Origin of the sequence: Parasutterella secunda (assembly GCF_016901835.1) — a bacterium.
GTDB classification, from domain to species: domain Bacteria; phylum Pseudomonadota; class Gammaproteobacteria; order Burkholderiales; family Burkholderiaceae_F; genus Aphodousia; species Aphodousia faecavium.
Genome location: NZ_JACJKX010000023.1, coordinates 1 through 16,316, shown reverse-complemented (window position 1 = coordinate 16,316; position 16,316 = coordinate 1). Strand labels below are relative to the sequence as shown.

At 51.0% G+C, this 16,316-nt stretch carries 13 protein-coding genes and 1 tRNA gene; all 14 read left to right on the top strand.

Annotated features, from left to right (window positions below; all coding sequences use genetic code 11):
• The coding region (locus H5985_RS08845) for an EF-Tu C-terminal domain-related protein (protein ID WP_478219400.1) at positions 1 to 108 on the top strand (108 nt) is incomplete at its 5' end.
• A 45-nt stretch (positions 109 to 153) separates the two neighbouring features.
• Positions 154 to 229 (top strand) — tRNA-Trp (locus H5985_RS08840).
• Positions 230 to 353: 124 nt separating this feature from the next.
• Complete coding sequence (secE, locus tag H5985_RS08835) at positions 354 to 743, top strand: preprotein translocase subunit SecE (protein WP_205050951.1); 390 nt, start codon at positions 354 to 356, stop codon at positions 741 to 743.
• Positions 744 to 758: 15 nt separating this feature from the next.
• Positions 759 to 1,322, top strand: a complete 564-nt coding sequence (nusG, locus tag H5985_RS08830; RefSeq protein ID WP_205050950.1) for a transcription termination/antitermination protein NusG — start codon at positions 759 to 761, stop codon at positions 1,320 to 1,322.
• Positions 1,323 to 1,463: 141 nt separating this feature from the next.
• On the top strand, positions 1,464 to 1,895 hold the full coding sequence (rplK, locus tag H5985_RS08825; RefSeq protein ID WP_022472607.1) for a 50S ribosomal protein L11: 432 nt from the start codon (positions 1,464 to 1,466) through the stop codon (positions 1,893 to 1,895).
• Between the two features lies 1 nt (position 1,896).
• A complete protein-coding gene (gene rplA, locus H5985_RS08820) occupies positions 1,897 to 2,592 on the top strand; it encodes a 50S ribosomal protein L1 (protein WP_205050949.1) in 696 nt (231 codons plus the stop codon).
• Between the two features lie 359 nt (positions 2,593 to 2,951).
• Positions 2,952 to 3,482: a 50S ribosomal protein L10 gene (gene rplJ, locus H5985_RS08815; protein WP_205050948.1), complete on the top strand. Its 531-nt coding sequence runs from the start codon at positions 2,952 to 2,954 to the stop codon at positions 3,480 to 3,482.
• 45 nt (positions 3,483 to 3,527) lie between these two features.
• Entirely contained in the window at positions 3,528 to 3,908 is a 381-nt protein-coding gene (gene rplL, locus H5985_RS08810) for a 50S ribosomal protein L7/L12 (protein ID WP_205050947.1), read from the top strand.
• Between the two features lie 272 nt (positions 3,909 to 4,180).
• Positions 4,181 to 8,278 carry a DNA-directed RNA polymerase subunit beta gene (rpoB, locus tag H5985_RS08805; protein WP_205050946.1) on the top strand — a complete coding sequence of 1,366 codons (4,098 nt, stop codon included), beginning with the start codon at positions 4,181 to 4,183 and terminating at the stop codon, positions 8,276 to 8,278.
• Positions 8,279 to 8,291: 13 nt separating this feature from the next.
• Complete coding sequence (rpoC, locus tag H5985_RS08800) at positions 8,292 to 12,536, top strand: DNA-directed RNA polymerase subunit beta' (RefSeq protein ID WP_205050945.1); 4,245 nt, start codon at positions 8,292 to 8,294, stop codon at positions 12,534 to 12,536.
• A 452-nt stretch (positions 12,537 to 12,988) separates the two neighbouring features.
• Positions 12,989 to 13,366, top strand: a complete 378-nt coding sequence (gene rpsL, locus H5985_RS08795; RefSeq protein ID WP_022472439.1) for a 30S ribosomal protein S12 — start codon at positions 12,989 to 12,991, stop codon at positions 13,364 to 13,366.
• Positions 13,367 to 13,493: 127 nt separating this feature from the next.
• Positions 13,494 to 13,964 carry a 30S ribosomal protein S7 gene (rpsG, locus tag H5985_RS08790; RefSeq protein ID WP_205050944.1) on the top strand — a complete coding sequence of 157 codons (471 nt, stop codon included), beginning with the start codon at positions 13,494 to 13,496 and terminating at the stop codon, positions 13,962 to 13,964.
• A gap of 66 nt (positions 13,965 to 14,030) precedes the next feature.
• Complete coding sequence (fusA, locus tag H5985_RS08785; protein WP_205050943.1) at positions 14,031 to 16,133, top strand: elongation factor G; 2,103 nt, start codon at positions 14,031 to 14,033, stop codon at positions 16,131 to 16,133.
• Positions 16,134 to 16,192: 59 nt separating this feature from the next.
• On the top strand, positions 16,193 to 16,316 hold a 124-nt coding region (locus H5985_RS08780), incomplete at its 3' end, for a GTP-binding protein (RefSeq protein ID WP_239481500.1).

Genomic DNA, 16,316 nt, shown 5'->3' with positions numbered 1-16,316 from the left:
ACGGTTCAATTGATCAGCCCGATCGCCATGAACGAAGGCTTGCGTTTCGCTGTTCGTGAAGGTGGTCGTACGGTTGGCGCCGGTGTGGTGGCCAAGATCATCGAATAATCTCGGATTCGACGGGGTCGTCGATGACGGCTCCTTAGAAGGGTTAGGGGTATAGCTCAATTGGCAGAGCGACGGTCTCCAAAACCGTAGGTTGAGGGTTCGATTCCTTCTGCCCCTGCCACCCAAGATATAGTGCTAGCAAGCCGCGGTCTGGTGATCGCGGCTTGGTGCTGTTAGAAACGCTCTTTATTTTGATAAATGAATGACCGGGTTGAACATATCGTTCTCGTCCGGAAAAAAAGATTATGAGTACACAAAACGCAAAACCTGAAGAAAAAAAATCCGGCTCGGATATGGCTTTGGTGTCTTTAGCGGTTGTTTTGGCTTTAGCCGGTGTCTGTGGCTTTAGCTTTTTAAGCGACCAAACATTGCTCGTGCGCTTAGGCGTATTGATCGGTGGCTTGGTCTTGGCAGTTTTAGTGGCTTGGTTTAGCCCGTCTGGCAAGCGTTTTATTGTTTATGGCCGCGAATCTTACGATGAATTGCGCCGTGTGGTTTGGCCTACCCGTAAGGAAACTTTAAATTCGACCGGTATGGTCATTGCGTTTGTGGTCGTCGTTGCTGTGTTTTTGTTCCTGGTCGACATGATCGTTGAATGGGGCTTGTACGACGTTTTGTTAAAGCTCAGCCTTTAATAGGAGAGTCTCAGTATGACTGAAATGCAAGAGCAACAACAAGCCGCTGCGCCGAAGATGCGTTGGTATGTTGTACACGTTTATTCCGGTATGGAAAAGAGTGTACAAAGAGCTCTGACGGATCGTATTGGTCGTTGTGCTTTTCCGGAACAATTCGGAGAAGTGTTGGTTCCGACTGAAGAAGTGGTTGAGACTCGAAATAACCGCCGCTATGTAACTGAGCGACGCATGTATGCCGGCTATGTGCTTGTTCACATGGTTATGAATGATGATACGTGGCATTTGGTGAAGAACACGCCGCGTGTGACGGGTTTCTTGGGTGGTAATCGTCCTGCTCCTTTAGCGGACCATGAAATCGCAGCAATTTTGCGTACTCAAGAGGCAACTGCTGAAAAACCGCGTCCCAAGATTAGTTTTGAAGTTGGCGAAACTGTTCGTTTGAAGGAAGGTGCTTTTGCCGATTTCAATGGACGTATCGAAGAAGTGGACTATGACCGTAGCCGTTTGCGTGTAACGGTCGAAATCTTCGGACGTGAAACACCTGTTGATATTTCATTCAGCGGTGTGGAAAAAATTTAGTTAAAAATACGCGATTAGGTGACTGGATTTGCATTTTTAAAAATTCGGTGGCATAATCGCGCTCTTTCTGTTAAACACAATTACTAGGGAGCCGGAGCAAGAGATCTTGCGAAGGCGCTAGAACCTAAAAGGAAACCTCAAATGGCTAAGAAGATTGTCGGCTATATTAAGCTGCAAGTTCCCGCCGGCAAGGCTAACCCCTCGCCCCCAATCGGTCCCGCTCTCGGTCAGCGCGGTCTTAACATCATGGAATTCTGCAAGGCTTTCAATGCCCGTACTCAAGGCGTTGAACCGGGCTTGCCCATTCCGGTTGTGATCACTGCTTACGCTGATAAGAGCTTTACCTTCATTATGAAGACCCCTCCGGCCACGATTTTGATCAAGAAGGCCGCCAAGATTCAGAAGGGTTCTTCTCGTCCGCATACGGACAAGGTGGGTAAGATTACTCGCGCTCAAGCCGAAGAAATCGCCAAGACGAAGATGCCCGATCTGACGGCTGCCGACATGGATGCGGCTGTTCGTACGATCGCTGGTAGCGCTCGTTCCATGGGCATTACTGTGGAGGGTCTGTAATATGGCTAAGTTAACAAAGCGTATGAAGGCCGCTCAGTCCAAGGTTGAAGCGCAGAAGTTTTATGCCGTGGCCGACGCTCTGACGTTGGTTAAGGAAACGGCTAGCGCCAAATTCGACGAATCTGTCGATGTCGCTATCCAATTAGGTATTGATCCGCGTAAGTCCGATCAAGCTGTTCGTGGTGCTGCTGTTTTGCCGGAAGGTACCGGTAAGACGGTTCGTGTTGCCGTGTTTGCTCAAGGCGCTAAGGCTGAAGAAGCTAAGGCTGCCGGTGCTGACATCGTCGGCTTTGACGACTTGGCTGCTACGGTTAAGGCCGGTCAACTCGACTTTGATGTCGTGATCGCTTCTCCGGATGCCATGCGCGTTGTGGGTCAATTGGGTAAGATTTTAGGCCCGCGCGGTTTGATGCCGAACCCGAAGGTGGGTACGGTTACGCCGAACGTGGCTGAAGCGGTTAAGAACGCCAAGGCCGGCCAAGTGCAATTCCGTGCTGACAAGGCCGGTATCATTCACGCCTCCATCGGTCGCGCTTCCTTTGAAGCTGCTCGCTTGGAAACGAACCTGAAGGCGTTGATCGATGCATTGATCAAGGCTAAGCCCGCCTCTGCCAAGGGACAGTACCTCCGCAAGGTTTCTGTGTCCTCGACGATGGGCGTGGGTGTTCGCGTTGACGTTTCAACCGTTGTCGCTTAATAAGAATTACCCGTGAGTTCGGCATGGGCCGAACTCACAAAAGAGGTCGTGAGGCCTCGAGGGCTTTGGGTGGGAAGCTTGCTTCCCGCTGTCAAAGACCGCTGGAAACAGCATTGCCGATGTTTGGACGGCAGAGATGTTAAGAACTTGTCAGTGCTGTTTTAATTGTCTTGAAGAAGATTTGATAACGTCAAAAGCAATTCTTTGAATTCAAGATGTCCAGCGCAGACGGCTACCGAAGAGAGAAAATTTCGTTTGATCGTGCAAATCTGCATGGCAGGCGAGACTCTCGGAGAGTTGCCGGTTATTTGTAAACCGGTGCCGAAAATATTTTCGGTACCTCTGAGTGGAGCCAGACCGTGGGTCTTAATCGTCAAGATAAAGCGGCAGTTATCGAAGAAGTGAGTGGCATTGTTGCCAACGCTGGTTCGATCGTTATTGCCGAATACCGTGGGCTGAGCGTTCAAGCGGTTACCCAATTGCGTGCCAATGCTCGCAAGGAAGGTGTCCAATTGCGCGTGCTTAAAAACACTCTGGTGCGTCGTGCCGTTGCCGGTACCCCGTTCGAAGGTTTGTCCGACCAATTCGTCGGCCCCCTCGTGTACGGTTTCTCGGCTGACCCGGTCGCCGCTGCTAAGGTGTTAGTCTCCTTTGCCAAGAAGAACGATAAGCTGGTTGTTAAGGGCGGTGCTATGCCGAACAACGTTTTGGACGTTGCCGGTGTTGAACAACTCGCCACGATGCCGAGCCGCGAAGAATTGTTGGCTAAGTTGATGGCTACGATGAACGAACCGATTGCTAAGTTCGTCCGCACGCTCAATGAAGTGCCTGCGCGCATGGTGCGCACAGTTGCCGCTGTTCGCGATGCTAAGGAAAAGGCTGCTGCCTAACCTATTTTTTATTTAACAAACGAAATTTTTTATTGGAGTCATAAAATGGCCCTTACGAAAGAAGAAATCCTCGACGCAATTGCGTCCATGACCGTTCTCGAAGTTTCCGAACTCATCAAGATGATGGAAGAAAAGTTCGGTGTTTCCGCTGCTGCTGCCGCTGTTGCTGTGGCTGCTCCCGCTGCTGGCGCTGCTGCTGCCGCTGCTGAAGAAAAGACGGAATTCGACGTTGTCCTCGCTGAAGTTGGTTCTAACAAGATCGCCGTTATTAAGGCCGTTCGCGAATTGACCGGTTTGGGCTTGAAGGAAGCCAAGGACATGGTCGAAGGCGCTCCGAAGGCTGTTAAGGAAGGCTTGGCCAAGGCTGACGCTGAAGAAGCCAAGAAGAAGTTGGAAGCCGCTGGCGCCAAGGTCGAACTCAAGTAATTCTTGCTGTTCTGGCAAAAATCGGGCAATATTCGATGGGATGTTGCCCGAGAAGTCCTCTTCTGGAGGACTTTGAACTGAATTGCTTCAATGAGTTCAGTTCTAAGTCTTCTGAGTGAGCAGCAAAAAATTCGATTGACAGAAAGTTTACCTACCGATTTGCCGCTCAGGTATTGAGAGATACCTGGGGCGGCTTTTGGCGTCTTTCTTTTTTTTCTCTTGCTTAGGCTGAAATCGTTTTTTTCATCAATCTCACGTCGAACGGAGTGTCCATGTCGTACTCGTTCACTGAAAAGAAGCGCATTCGAAAGAGTTTTGCTACTCGTCCGAGCGTTCTCGCAGTGCCTTCCTTATTGGAAATGCAACTTCGGTCTTATTCCGAATTTTTACAGGCTGATGTTGCCTCCGCTGATCGCAATCCCAATTTCGGTTTGCAATCGGCCTTTACGTCTATTTTCCCGATCTCCAGCCACAATGGTCTGGCTCGTTTGGTGTTTGAGAGCTATTCGCTCGATGAGCCGATTTTCGATGTGGCCGAATGTCAATTGCGCGGCTTGACCTACTCGAGCCGTTTGCGTGCTCGCATTCGTTTGGAAATCATCGATCGTGACGATCCCGCCAAGAGCCGGATCAAAGAAATCCGCGAAAACGATGTTTACATGGGCGAAATTCCGCTCATGACGGAAAAGGCTTCCTTTATTATCAACGGTTCTGAACGTGTTATCGTCAGTCAGTTGCACCGTTCTCCGGGCCTGTTCTTCGAACACGATAAGGGTAAGACTCACAGCTCCGGTAAGTTGTTGTTCTCTGCCCGAATGATTCCGTACCGTGGATCTTGGCTTGACTTTGAATTTGATGCCAAGGACCTGGTCTATTTCCGTGTGGACCGTCGCCGCAAGATGCCTGTGACGATTTTGCTCAAGGCTTTGGGCATGAATGCGGAACAGATTCTGGAAACATTCTTCCAGTTTGATACTTTTAAGCTCGGTGCTCGTAGCGCCTCCATGACGCTTGTGCCGGAACGCTTAAAGGGTGAAGTTGCGCGTTTCGACATCGTCGGTCGCGATGGTGAAGTGATTGTCCCCAAAGACAAGCGCATTACGGCTCGCCATATTCGTCAGATGGCGGATATGAAGACTGTGTCTGTCAACGATGAATTCCTCATCGGCCGTGTGCTCGCAAAGGATATTGTCGACGGGGAAACCGGTGAAGTGTTGGCTGCTGCTAACGATGAAATTACCGAAGAATTGTTGGCCAAGTTGCGCGAAGCGAAGGTTAAGGGCTTCCAGACGATTTACACCAATGAGCTTGACCAAGGTAGCTTCATTTCCGATACCTTGCGTATCGATGAAACGCCCGATGAAATGTCTGCTCGCGTAGCCATTTACCGCATGATGCGCCCGGGTGAGCCGCCTACAGAAGAAGCTGTGGAAATGTTGATGAATCGTTTGTTCTTCTCTGAAGAAACGTACGATTTATCTCGTGTCGGTCGCATGAAGGTCAATGCGCGTTTGGCTCGTCCTACCTCTGAAGGTCCGGGCACGCTCACTCATGAAGACATTGTTGATACGGTCAAGGTTTTGGTTGAATTGCGTAACGGTCGTGGTGAAGTCGACGATATCGACCACTTGGGTAACCGTCGCGTGCGTTGCGTAGGCGAATTGGCTGAAAATCAGTTCCGCTCCGGTTTAGTGCGCGTTGAACGTGCCGTTCGTGAACGTTTGGCTCAGGCAGAGTCCGATAACCTCACGCCGCAAGACTTGATTAACAGCAAGCCCATTTCTGCTGCTATTCGTGAATTCTTTGGTTCCAGCCAGTTGAGCCAATTCATGGATCAGACGAACCCGTTGTCTGAAATTACGCACAAGCGCCGTATTTCTGCTTTGGGTCCGGGTGGCTTGACGCGTGAACGCGCCGGCTTTGAAGTCCGCGACGTGCATCCGACTCACTACGGTCGTTTGTGCCCGATTGAAACGCCTGAAGGTCCGAATATCGGTTTGATCAACTCGCTCGCTTTGTATGCTCGCTTAAATGAATACGGTTTCTTGGAAACGCCGTACCGTAAGGTGATTGATTGCAAGGTGACCGATCAAATTGATTACCTCTCGGCCATTGAAGAAGGTAAATACGTTATCTGTCAGGCTAACTCTGAATTGGATGACGACGGTCGTCTGACTCAAGAATTGGTCAGCGCTCGTGAAAACGGGGAAACCGTGATGGTGAGCCCGGAACGCGTTCAATACATGGACGTCTCGCCGTTGCAGGTGGTTTCTGCTGCTGCTTCCTTGATTCCGTTCTTGGAACACGATGACGCTAACCGCGCATTGATGGGTTCAAACATGCAACGTCAGGGTGTGCCTTGCTTGCGTCCGGAAAAACCTGTTGTGGGTACCGGTGTGGAACGCACGGTGGCAGTGGACTCCAAGACCGCGGTTCAAGCCAAGCGTGGCGGTGTGGTTGACTACGTCGACGCTAATCGTGTGGTGATTCGCGTCAATGACGACGAAAATGTGGCCGGTGAAGTCGGTGTAGATATCTACAACCTGCAAAAGTTCACCCGTTCCAACCAAAGCACCAACATTAACCAGCGTCCGATTGTGGCCCCGGGAGATGTGGTTGCTCGTGGTGATGTGCTTGCCGACGGTGCTTCGACCGACATGGGTGAATTGGCCCTCGGTCAAAACCTTTTGGTGGCCTTCATGCCGTGGAACGGCTACAACTACGAAGACTCGGTGTTGATCAGTGAACGCGTGGTGGCCGATGACCGCTATACGTCTATTCACATCGAAGAGCTCTCCGTGGTTGCTCGTGACACGAAGTTGGGTGCCGAAGAAATTACTCGCGATATTTCCAACTTGTCTGAAAATCAATTGGCTCGTTTGGACGAATGCGGCATCGTGCAAATCGGTGCTGAAGTTAAAGCCGGTGACGTGTTGGTCGGTAAGGTAACGCCGAAGGGTGAAACCCAGCTGACACCGGAAGAAAAGCTCTTGCGCGTGATCTTCGGTGAAAAGGCCAGCGACGTGAAGGATACGTCTTTGCGTGTTCCGTCCGGCATGACCGGTACGGTTATCGACGTTCAAGTCTTTACGCGTGAAGGCGTGGAGCGTGACGCTCGTGCCAATTCCATCATTGACGAATCGTTGAAGCGTTATCGTCAGGACTTGGATGAGAAACTTCGTATTGTCGAAACCGACGGTTTTGCTCGTTTGGCTCGCCAGTTGGAAGGAAAGAAAGCCGAAGGTGGTCCGAAGGGTCTCAAGAAGGCTGTCTTGACGAAGGAATATCTTGACAGTCTTAAAGGCTTTGAAATCTTTGATCTTCGCATGGTTGAAGAAGCCGATCAGAAGTTGCTCGAAGACATGCGTGCACAGCTCGATGACAAGCGCCATGAATTTGATCGTGCCTTCGATATCAAGCGTAAGAAGCTTACCCAGGGTGATGAATTGCCCCCGGGCGTGCTCAAGATGGTGAAGGTTTACATCGCTGAAAAACGTCGTTTGCAACCCGGCGATAAGATGGCCGGCCGCCACGGTAACAAGGGTGTGGTCTCCAAGATCTGCCCGGTAGAAGATATGCCGTACATGGCCGACGGTCGTCCCGCAGACGTGGCTCTTAACCCGCTCGGTGTGCCGTCTCGTATGAACATCGGTCAGGTGCTTGAAGTGCACTTGGGTTGGGCCGCCAAGGGTTTGGGTTGGCGAATCGGTGAAATGTTAAAGAGCTGCCAAGTGGCTCAAATGCGTGCTTTCTTGGACAAGATCTATAACGAAACCGGTAAGAAGGAAGATTTGGATAGCCTCACTGACGATGAAATCATGCGTTTGGCTGAAAATCTTCAAAATGGTGTGCCGTTTGCTACCCCGGTGTTTGACGGTGCAAGTGAAGAGCAAATCCGCAAGATGCTTGATTTGGCCTTCCCGGAAGATGTGGCTAAGCGTTTGCAATTGACTCCGTCGAAGACTCAATGCACGCTCTATGACGGTCGTACCGGTGAAGCGTTTGATCGTCCGGTCACGGTGGGTTACATGCACTATCTGAAGTTGCACCACTTGGTTGACGACAAGATGCATGCTCGTTCCACGGGTCCGTACTCGTTGGTGACACAACAGCCGTTGGGCGGTAAAGCTCAATTCGGCGGCCAACGCTTCGGTGAAATGGAAGTGTGGGCTTTGGAAGCTTACGGTGCTTCTTATGTGTTGCAAGAAATGCTTACGGTGAAATCTGACGATGTCAACGGTCGTACGAAGGTTTACGAAAACATTGTCAAGGGCGAACACGTGCTCGAAGCCGGTATGCCGGAATCGTTCAACGTGTTGGTGAAGGAAATCCGGTCGTTGGGTATCGACATCGACCTCGAACGTAATTAAGGACAGAACAGATATGAATCCGCTTATCGATCTGTTTAAACAATTTAATCAGGACGATCACTTCGACGCGATCAAGATTGGTCTTGCTTCGCCTGAGAAGATCCGTTCTTGGTCTTACGGTGAAGTGAAGAAACCGGAGACCATCAACTACCGTACTTTTAAGCCGGAGCGCGACGGTCTGTTCTGTGCCAAGATCTTCGGGCCGGTAAAGGACTATGAATGCTTGTGCGGTAAATACAAGCGTTTGAAGCACCGCGGTGTCGTGTGTGAAAAGTGCGGCGTAGAAGTGACCTTGTCTAAGGTGCGTCGTGAACGCATGGGCCACATTGAATTGGCCAGCCCTGTTGCGCACATTTGGTTTTTAAAGAGCCTGCCGTCCCGTATGGGTATGGTGTTGGATATCCCCTTGCGTGATATCGAACGCGTGCTTTATTTTGAAGCCTATTGCGTGGTGGATCCGGGCATGACCGATTTGAAGCGCGGCCAATTGCTCACCGAAGACGAATATCTTGAAAAGGTTGAGCAATTCGGTTCCGACTTCAAGGCGATGATGGGTGCTGAAGCCATTCGTGAAATGCTTCGTACTATCGATGTGGACCACGAAGTTGAAACGTTGCGCAAGGAACTTGAAGACACCTCTTCTGATGCAAAGATCAAGAAGTTCTCCAAGCGTCTGAAAGTCCTTGAAGGCTTCCAACGCTCTGGCGTCAAGCCCGAATGGATGGTGATGGAAGTGCTGCCGGTGTTGCCGCCGGATTTGCGTCCGTTGGTGCCGTTGGACGGCGGTCGCTTTGCAACGTCTGATTTGAACGATTTGTATCGTCGGGTGATTAACCGCAACAATCGTCTCAAGCGCCTGCTTGAACTTAAGGCTCCGGACATCATCATCCGCAACGAAAAGCGTATGTTGCAGGAAGCTGTGGACAGCTTGCTCGATAACGGTCGTCGCGGTAAGGCGATGACGGGTCCGTCTAAGCGCCCGTTGAAATCCCTGGCTGACATGATCAAGGGTAAGAGCGGTCGCTTCCGTCAGAACCTTTTGGGTAAACGTGTTGACTACTCCGGTCGTTCCGTGATTACGGTCGGTCCGTACCTGCGTTTACATCAATGCGGTTTGCCGAAGTTGATGGCCTTGGAATTGTTCAAGCCCTTCATCTTCAATAAGCTTGAACGCCGTGGCTTGGCTATGACGATCAAAGCAGCCAAGAAGATGGTCGATAACCAAGAGCCGGTCGTTTGGGATATCCTCGAAGAAGTTATTTATGAACACCCGGTGATGCTTAACCGTGCCCCGACGTTGCACCGTTTGGGTATTCAAGCATTCGAACCGAAGTTGATTGAAGGTAAGGCCATTCAATTGCACCCGCTCGTTTGCGCAGCCTTTAACGCTGACTTCGACGGTGACCAAATGGCTGTGCACGTGCCGCTTTCTCTGGAAGCTCAGTTGGAAGCCCGCACCTTGATGCTTGCCTCCAACAACGTGCTCTTCCCGGCTAACGGTAATCCGTCCATCGTTCCGTCTCAGGACATGGTGCTCGGTCTTTATTACTCCACGCGTGAGCGTATCAACGCCATGGGTGAAGGGATGTTCTTCGCTGACGTAGCAGAAGTTCGTCGTGCGTTGGACAACAAGAAGATTGAGTTGCAAACCCGTTGTACGGTTCGTATTAAAGAGTACGAAGTCAACAAGAAGACCGGTGAAAAGACCGAAAAGATTGTCCGTTATGAAACAACGGCCGGTCGCGCTTTGTTGTCGGAAATTTTGCCTGAGGGTATGAGCTTTGCGGAATTGAACCGCACCCTCAAGAAGAAGGAAATCGCTCGCCTCATCAACACCTGTTTCCGCAAGTGCGGTTTGCGTGCGACGGTGCTCTTTGCTGACCGCTTGAAAGACCGCGGCTATGCATTGTCCACTTTGGGTGGTTTGTCGATCTGCATCGGCGACATGACGGTTCCGGCTAAGAAGTCTGAGCTTATCGCCGCGGCTGAAAAGGAAGTGAAGGAAATCGAAGCTCAATACGCTTCCGGTTTGGTGACACAAGGCGAACGCTACAACAAGGTGGTGGATATTTGGGGTCGCACGGCTGATCAAGTCGGTAAGGTCATGATGGAAGAGCTTTCCACGGAACCGGTCATTGACCGCCATGGCAAGCTTACCAAGCAGGAATCCTTTAACTCCATCTACATGATGGCTGACTCCGGCGCTCGTGGTTCTGCAGCTCAGATCCGTCAGTTGGCCGGTATGCGTGGTTTGATGGCTAAGCCTGACGGCTCCATTATTGAAACGCCTATTACCGCTAACTTCCGTGAAGGTTTGAACGTACTGCAGTACTTTATTTCTACTCACGGTGCCCGTAAGGGTTTGGCTGATACGGCCTTGAAGACGGCTAACTCCGGTTACCTTACCCGGCGTCTGGTTGATGTGACGCAGGATTTGGTGGTCACGGAAGAAGATTGCCACACCACGCAAGGCGTGAGCATGAAGGCCTTGGTCGAAGGCGGTGATGTGATCCAGTCGTTGCGTGACCGTGTGTTGGGTCGCGTAACGAGCGCTGACATTGTCAATCCGGAAACGGGTGAAGTGGTTATCACTGCCGGTACCTTGTTGGCAGAAGATGAATGCGATCTCATCGAAAAATTGGGTATCGACGAAGTGATGGTCCGCACGCCGTTGACCTGCCAAACGCGTTACGGCTTGTGCGCTAAGTGCTACGGTCGTGACTTGGGTCGTGGTTCCTTGGTTAATGTTGGTGAGGCCGTCGGTGTTATCGCTGCACAGTCCATTGGTGAACCGGGTACGCAGTTGACGATGCGTACGTTCCACATCGGTGGTGCCGCCAGTCGTGCTGCAGTGGCAAGCTCGGTTGAAGCCAAGGTCAGCGGTCAGGTGAGCTACTCCTCTGCGATGCGCTATGTGACGAGTGCCAAGGGTGATCTCGTTGTGATTTCCCGCTCCGGTGAAATCATCATCAGCGACAACGGTCGTGAACGTGAACGCCATAAGGTACCTTACGGTGCCACGTTATTGGCCAAACCTGATCAACAGATCAAGGCCGGTACGCAATTGGCAACCTGGGATCCGATGACTCGCCCGATTATTTCTGAATACGGCGGCACGGTTCAGTTTGAAGGTGTGGTCGATAACGTCACGGTGATGAGTCAAACCGATGAAGTGACCGGTTTGTCCAGCCTCGTGGTTATTGACCCGAAGCGTTCTACTGCAGCTGCTTCCAAGGGTAAGAAGGGCACCGCTCAAGTCTTGCGTCCTGCCGTTCGCCTTTTGGATGAAAACGGCAACGAAGTGAAGATTCCGGGAACCGATCACCGAGTAACCATTCAGTTGCCGGTCGGTGCTTTGATCGTTGTTCGCGATGGTCAAAAGATCGGCCGCGGTGAAGTGTTGGCTCGTATTCCGGTTGAATCGCAAAAGACGCGTGATATTACCGGTGGTTTGCCCCGTGTGGCCGAATTGTTTGAAGCCCGTTCTCCGAAGGATGCCGGCGTGCTGGCTGAAGTGACGGGTACGGTGACCTTCGGTAAGGAAACGAAGGGTAAACAACGCCTGGTGATTACCGACAACGAAGGAACCGATCATGAATTCTTGATCAGTAAGGACAAGAGCATCCTTGTTCACGACGGTCAAGTGGTTCAAAAGGGTGAAGAAATTGTCGAAGGTCCTGCTGATCCGCACGACATCTTGCGCTTGCTCGGTATTGAAGCCCTGTCCCGTTACATTGTTGACGAAGTTCAAGATGTGTACCGTCTGCAAGGTGTGGCCATTAACGACAAGCACATTGAAGTGATTGTTCGTCAGATGTTGCGTCGTGTGAAGATCACGGATCCGGGTGACACGAAGTTTATTCGTGACGAACAGGTGGAACGTTCAGAAATGTTGGATGAAAACGATAAGGCAATCGCTGCCGGTAAGCGTCCTGCATTGTACGAAAACGTGCTCCTCGGTATCACGAAGGCCAGTTTGTCGACCGACTCCTTCATCTCGGCCGCTTCCTTCCAGGAAACGACGAGAGTGCTCACCGAAGCAGCTATTATGGGCAAGAAGGACGAGTTGCGCGGTTTGAAGGAAAATGTGATTGTGGGTCGTTTGATCCCTGCCGGTACTGGCTTGGCCTACCACAAAGCTGTCAAGGCTAATGAAATGGCTGAAGCACAAGAATCGGCCGGCTTCACCTCTTCTTTCACTTCTCAGGAAGCCGTTGATGAAGCGGTTGTAACTGAAACAGTGACCAAAGAAGAGTAATCCGCAGGTGCGCTTCTCAAGGCTCCGGAGAAAAGCCGGAGCCGAATAAAGACTCGGGTAAGAACCTTTTTAAGGTTAAATTCCCGGGTCTTTTCTTTTGTTTGTTTGGTTTGAAACTGAATATTGATATCCAAAACTCAAAAGGCTACGAAATATAGTTGATGAGTCTGCCTGAGTGGAAAAAGATTTTCTAAACAAGAAAGAGCAATCGCCGGAAAAAACGATAACAATGTGTTATTAATGGGGCAAAAAACGTTTAAGCCCTTGACAATAAGGAAAAAAAAGACGATACTCTCGGTCTCCCAGGACTTTAGTTCTGAAGTAACCTTTCATTGATATGGGGAAACTGTATCGATGAAGGGTCTTTTGTGCTTACTGTCTTGGTATTTTAAAACCAGCAATTCTGCCTTCCATGCGAGAGCCTGGTCGGAGAATTTTTAATACGGATATTTATGCCTACCATTAACCAATTAGTGCGTAAGCCCCGTGTGCTCACGCATGATAAAAGCAAGAGCCCCGCGCTCAAGAACTGCCCGCAAAAGCGTGGCGTTTGCACGCGCGTGTACACCACAACCCCGAAGAAGCCGAACTCCGCTTTGCGTAAGGTTGCTAAGGTGCGTTTGACCAACGGCTTTGAGGTCATTTCTTACATCGGTGGTGAAGGCCACAACTTGCAAGAACACAGCGTCGTGTTGATCCGCGGCGGTCGTGTTAAGGACTTGCCTGGTGTGCGTTACCACATCATCCGCGGTTCTTTGGACACCCAAGGTGTGAAGGATCGTAAGCAAGCTCGCTCCAAGTACGGCGCCAAGCGCCCGAAGGCAGCTTAATTCGCGGCGCATTGTAGCCGTGAACGGTCTGATTCTTCCGATTAAGTTTGATGAAAAGACCGAGTAAGTCGCGATCCTATTTGAGTGATCGCATTGTTTAGACTGAAGACTACGAAAGAGGAAAAAAATGCCCCGTCGTCGCGAAGTACCGAAACGTGAAATTTTGCCGGATCCGAAGTTCGGCAGTGTAGAAATCGCCAAGTTTGTTAACGTGATCATGCTCGATGGCAAGAAGGCCGTCGCTGAACGCATCGTTTATGGCGCTTTAAGTGAAATTGAAGCTAAGACCGGTAAGGACGCTTTGGAAGTGTTTAAGACCGCTCTCGACAATGTTCGTCCGCTCGTGGAAGTCAAGAGCCGTCGTGTTGGTGGTGCTAACTACCAAGTTCCGGTTGAAGTTCGCCCTGTCCGTCGTATGGCTTTGGCCATGCGCTGGTTGCGCGAAGCCGCTAAGAAGCGCGCTGAAAAGTCGATGCCCCAACGCTTAGCTGGTGAGTTGTTGGATGCGGCCGAAGGCCGTGGTGGTGCCATGAAGAAGCGTGATGAAGTTCACCGCATGGCTGAAGCTAACAAGGCTTTCTCTCACTTCCGTTTCTAATTTGATTAACCTGATGCGCTTGTAGGTTAAAAGCCAAGCGCATCATCTCCAACTAGGGGAAACATAATGGCTCGTACTACTCCGATCTCGCGTTATCGCAATATCGGGATTTCTGCCCACATTGATGCGGGTAAGACCACGACCACTGAACGTATTCTGTTCTACACGGGTGTTACCCATAAGCTCGGTGAAGTGCATGATGGCGCCGCCACCATGGACTGGATGGAACAGGAACAAGAAAAGGGAATTACGATTACGTCTGCTGCAACGACGACGTTCTGGCGCGGCATGGACGGTAAGTTCCCTGAACACCGCCTGAACATCATTGATACCCCGGGGCACGTTGACTTCACCGTTGAAGTGGAACGTTCCATGCGCGTCTTGGACGGCGCTTGCATGGTTTACTGCGCTGTGGGTGGCGTTCAGCCGCAATCTGAAACCGTGTGGCGTCAAGCCAACAAGTATCACGTGCCTCGTTTGGCCTTCGTGAATAAGATGGACCGTACCGGTGCCAACTTCTTCAAGGTCTACGATCAAATGCGCGTGCGCTTGAAGGCTAACCCGGTGCCTATCGTGATTCCTATCGGTGCTGAAGATACTTTTGAAGGTGTTGTGGACCTTCTGAAGATGCGTTCCATCATTTGGGACGAAGCCAGCCAAGGTATGAAGTTCGAATACGGTGAGATTCCTGCTGAATTGCAAGCCGATGCTGAAAAGTGGCGTGAAAACATGATTGAAGCCGCCGCCGAAGCCAACGAAGACTTGATGAACAAGTACTTGGAAAACGGCGAATTGAGTGAAGAAGAAATCATTCAAGGCTTGCGTCAACGCACGATCGCTTGCGAAATTCAACCGATGCTCTGCGGTACCGCCTTTAAGAACAAGGGTGTTCAACGTATGTTGGATGCCGTGGTTCAGTTCTTGCCCTCTCCTGTGGATATTCCGCCGGTTAAGGGCGTCGACTTGGATGACAATGAAGTCAGCCGTGAAGCCGATGACAAGGCCCCGTTCTCTGCTTTGGCCTTTAAGATCATGACTGACCCGTATGTCGGTCAGTTGACCTTCTTGCGTGTTTATTCCGGTGTTCTCGTGTCCGGTGAAACGGTTTTGAACTCCGTGAAGAACAAGAAGGAACGTATCGGCCGCTTGCTCCAAATGCACGCTAACGAACGTAAGGAAATTAAGGAAGCTGAAGCCGGTGATATCGCTGCTGCTGTGGGTTTGAAGGAAGTGACCTCCGGTGATACGCTCTGCGACGTCGCCAACCCGATCATCCTCGAACGCATGGAATTCCCGGAACCGGTGATTTCTCAAGCTGTGGAACCGAAGACCAAGGCTGACCAAGAAAAGATGGGTATCGCCTTGAATCGCTTGGCTCAAGAAGACCCGTCCTTCCGTGTGCGTACCGATGAAGAATCCGGTCAGACGATTATTTCCGGTATGGGTGAATTGCACTTGGAAATTTTGGTTGACCGCATGCGCCGCGAATTTAACGTGGAAGCCACGGTTGGTAAACCCCAAGTGGCCTATCGTGAAACGATTCGTTCGACGGTTGAAAACGCTGAATTCAAGTTTGTTAAGCAATCCGGCGGCCGTGGTCAATACGGTCACGTTGTGCTCAAGCTTGAACCGCAAGAACCCGGCAAGGGCTTCGAATTCGTCGATGCCATTAAGGGTGGTGTGGTGCCGCGTGAATACATCCCGGCCGTTCAAAAGGGTGTGGAAGACACCTTGAAGGCTGGTGTGTTGGCCGGTTACCCGGTTGTGGACGTTAAGGTTACGTTGCATTTCGGTTCCTACCACGAAGTGGACTCCAACGAAAACGCCTTTAAGATGGCCGCTTCTATGGCCTTCAAGGAAGGTATGCGCCGTGCCAATCCGGTTCTGCTTGAACCGATCATGGCCGTTGAAGTCGAAACGCCTGAAGAAAAGATGGGCGACGTGATGGGTGACTTGTCCTCTCGCCGCGGTGTGATCCAAGGTATGGATGATATCGCCGGTGGTGGTAAGGCTATTCGCGCTGAAGTGCCGTTGGCCGAAATGTTCGGTTACGCCACAACATTGCGCTCTTTGACGCAAGGCCGCGCAACCTACACGATGGAATTTAAGCATTACGCTGAAGCCCCGCGTAACGTGGCCGAAGCAGTTATCGCTGAAAAGACCAAATAAGAGTAGACTTTAAAAGTTGTAACTAATTTCACAAATTACCATTAAAAGGATCCATAGAAATGGCTAAAGGTAAATTTGAACGCACCAAGCCCCACGTGAACGTGGGCACGATCGGTCACGTCGACCATGGTAAGACGACGTTGACGGCTGCAATTACGACGGTATTGGCCGCCAAGTTCGGTG

What these genes read in the sequence shown, in the direction of transcription:
- secE (WP_205050951.1), top strand. Translation starts at nt 354, where the DNA reads ATGAGTACACAAAACGCAAAACCTGAAGAAAAAAAATCCGGCTCGGAT.
- nusG (WP_205050950.1), top strand. Translation starts at nt 759, where the DNA reads ATGACTGAAATGCAAGAGCAACAACAAGCCGCTGCGCCGAAGATGCGT.
- rplK (WP_022472607.1), top strand. Translation starts at nt 1,464, where the DNA reads ATGGCTAAGAAGATTGTCGGCTATATTAAGCTGCAAGTTCCCGCCGGC.
- rplA (WP_205050949.1), top strand. Translation starts at nt 1,897, where the DNA reads ATGGCTAAGTTAACAAAGCGTATGAAGGCCGCTCAGTCCAAGGTTGAA.
- rplL (WP_205050947.1), top strand. Translation starts at nt 3,528, where the DNA reads ATGGCCCTTACGAAAGAAGAAATCCTCGACGCAATTGCGTCCATGACC.
- rpoB (WP_205050946.1), top strand. Translation starts at nt 4,181, where the DNA reads ATGTCGTACTCGTTCACTGAAAAGAAGCGCATTCGAAAGAGTTTTGCT.
- rpoC (WP_205050945.1), top strand. Translation starts at nt 8,292, where the DNA reads ATGAATCCGCTTATCGATCTGTTTAAACAATTTAATCAGGACGATCAC.
- rpsL (WP_022472439.1), top strand. Translation starts at nt 12,989, where the DNA reads ATGCCTACCATTAACCAATTAGTGCGTAAGCCCCGTGTGCTCACGCAT.
- rpsG (WP_205050944.1), top strand. Translation starts at nt 13,494, where the DNA reads ATGCCCCGTCGTCGCGAAGTACCGAAACGTGAAATTTTGCCGGATCCG.
- fusA (WP_205050943.1), top strand. Translation starts at nt 14,031, where the DNA reads ATGGCTCGTACTACTCCGATCTCGCGTTATCGCAATATCGGGATTTCT.